At 45.3% G+C, this 2,199-nt stretch carries 3 protein-coding genes and 1 pseudogene; 2 read left to right on the top strand and 2 right to left on the bottom strand.

Features of this window, described 5'->3' with window-relative positions; genetic code table 11:
• Together BG32_RS06150 and BG32_RS06145 are read left to right on the top strand one after the other, a co-directional pair.
• Positions 1–333: pseudogene (locus tag BG32_RS06150) on the top strand (replication-associated recombination protein A); the annotation flags it as partial.
• Positions 330–890: a macro domain-containing protein gene (locus BG32_RS06145; protein WP_006492771.1), complete on the top strand. Its 561-nt coding sequence runs from the start codon at positions 330–332 to the stop codon at positions 888–890. The pseudogene BG32_RS06150 and the gene BG32_RS06145, both read left to right, overlap by 4 nt.
• Here BG32_RS06145 and BG32_RS06140 read toward each other — a convergent pair.
• Together BG32_RS06140 and BG32_RS06135 are read right to left on the bottom strand one after the other, a co-directional pair.
• Complete coding sequence (locus tag BG32_RS06140; RefSeq protein ID WP_006492769.1) at positions 874–1,548, bottom strand: thioredoxin fold domain-containing protein; 675 nt, start codon at positions 1,546–1,548, stop codon at positions 874–876. The genes BG32_RS06145 and BG32_RS06140 overlap by 17 nt on opposite strands.
• Before the next feature lie 3 nt (positions 1,549–1,551).
• Positions 1,552–2,199, bottom strand: a 648-nt coding sequence (locus BG32_RS06135; RefSeq protein ID WP_147434852.1) for a cytochrome c biogenesis CcdA family protein, incomplete at its 5' end; no start/stop codon positions are given.

The raw sequence follows: 2,199 nt of genomic DNA, 5'->3' as shown, positions 1-2,199 counted from the left end.
TCTGAAGCGGCAATCTATCTTTCAGTCGCAACCAAAAGCAACAGAACCTATTCGGCCATGGTGAAGGCACAAGAAAAGGTAAAGAATACCCCGAATCTAGAAATCCCTCTAAAACTAAGAAATCCAGTTACTAAGATGATGAAAGAGTTGGGCTATGGTAAAGGCTACAATTATCCGCACAACTCCGGGGGATTTTCCCGTGAGTATTATCTGCCGGAACCGATAAAGGAGGAAGTATTCTATGTTCCAGGAAACAGTGGGAAAGAGAAATTCCTTTTTGAAAGGCTCAGGTCGTTATGGAAGGGCATGAAGAACTATCCGGAGGAAGAATGAAGAGTTTCATTCTTAGAGAAGGTAGAGTCATTCAGCTCGAAATATCCGACATAACGGAACAGGAGGTAGACGTAATCGTCAATGCCGCGAATAGTTATTTGAGGCATGGAGGGGGTGTTGCTGGAGCGTTAGTCAGGGCTGGAGGAAAAGAGATTCAGCTCGAAAGCGATGCCTACGTTAGGAAGAATGGGCCTCTAAAGACCTCCGAAGTCGCGGTAACGGACGCTGGAAATCTGCTCGCAAAGAAGATAATCCACGTTTTTGGTCCTCAGTACGGAGAACTAGATCTTGAATCCAAGCTTTACTGTTCATTTGCAAACGTCCTAAAAAAAGCCGCCGAAATGACTGCTGTTACGCTTGCCACTCCGGCGATCTCAACTGGTATTTTTGGTGTTCCGGTGTCTATTTGCGCAGAGCAATTTCTAAAGTCAGTGATGGATCACTTTTCGCAAAACAAGTCTTCTTCTCTGAGGCTTATAAAAATGTGCCTTCTCGACAGAAAGGCTTACGACGAGTTTCTGTCAATTGCCCTCGATTTTTTCAGTTCAATAGAATGACTCTAAAGACTCCCTCTTCCAGCAGGTATTCGGCAGTCGACTCATCTTTGGTCAACCAGACCGTGAATTTGTCGACCTCTTGATCCTTGTATTCCCTGGCAATCGGGTCGTTCTGGAGAACATAGTTATAATCCTCTTCACTTACACGCACGATCTTCGGTTCTCCCATGAAAGTAGACTCTTTACTTCGATAATCTTCAAAGGTTGCTGTCTCGTACGCTCTCTCGCCAAGGAACCGAAGTATAGTCGTGAAGTCCTTCGCGGGAACGTAACCTGGCAGGTTAGTCAATAATGCGTTTTCGCTTGTGAAGAACCAAAATGTAGGTGTGCCCCTGATCTGAAAATAAGCATAGAGCTCACCGTATGACATCTCTTTCCATTCCTCTCCGACAACATAAGAGGCCTTCCCCGGATTGCTTTTGTATATCTGGGAGAAAACGAAACCTGCTTTCAAAAGATCCTGTACGGTTTCATCTGCGAGAGTTTCCTTCACAAACTTCACACAGTAGACGCAGCTGGTATCCGAGAACATTACGATAGCTTCCTTATCTTCTATCTTGGCTAGCTTAAGCGCTGTGTCGAAATCATCTAGCATTCCAACATACGAGAATATTATTCCTGGTAGAAGTAAAACTAGTAGAAAAACAACTTTCTTCATAAATCAACCTCCCGTTGCAAACTGTAGTAAGTTAAGGTTTCCTGTCATTGTCAACAATCCGGCTGCTAGGAGAACAACGAAGACAGATACTCTGATCACTTTTCTCCATTTGCTTTCTCCCCCAAAAGAGAGCTTTGAAGTTAGCTTTGCCACCAATCCGCTTAGCGTCAGGAAGGGTATACTCAAACCCAACGAATAGACAAGAAGCATAAGCCCGCCCTCGGCAACTGCCGATTGATTGGCTGCAAGAACCAGAATCGAACCAAGGATCGGACCGGCGCAAGGCACCCAAACGAGACCAAGAACTGCTCCAAGTATGAAGCCGCTTACAGCAGAACCGCCAAATTTCCAGACGTTCAAGTTTACTCCCTTCATGCCTATCTCAAAGAGATACAGGAAAGCAAACAGGACGAAGAGACCTCCAGATATTATGTTCATCAGCACTTCATTCTGCCTGATGAAGGTTCCGAGTCCGGTCGCTCCTATACCAAGTATGAAGAAAAAGATCGACATCCCAAGAGTGAAGAACACTCCCCTGATAAACCGAGCTTTTGCATCGGCCGCCCCACCCATAAGTACACCGAAGAAAACTGGAATCAGAGGAAGTATGCAGGGCGAGAAGAAAGAAAGTAAACCTCCCAGAAAGGCACT

Source organism: Mesotoga sp. HF07.pep.5.2.highcov (genome assembly GCF_003666285.1).
Taxonomy (GTDB): Bacteria; Thermotogota; Thermotogae; order Petrotogales; family Kosmotogaceae; genus Mesotoga; species Mesotoga prima.
Note: the sequence above shows the minus strand (reverse complement) of the source record. Positions and strands in the feature narration are given on the sequence as shown.

Bases quoted from the DNA above. Each gene is read 5' to 3' on its own strand.
- BG32_RS06140 (WP_006492769.1), bottom strand. From the start codon at position 1,548: ATGAAGAAAGTTGTTTTTCTACTAGTTTTACTTCTACCAGGAATAATA.
- BG32_RS06145 (WP_006492771.1), top strand. From the start codon at position 330: ATGAAGAGTTTCATTCTTAGAGAAGGTAGAGTCATTCAGCTCGAAATA.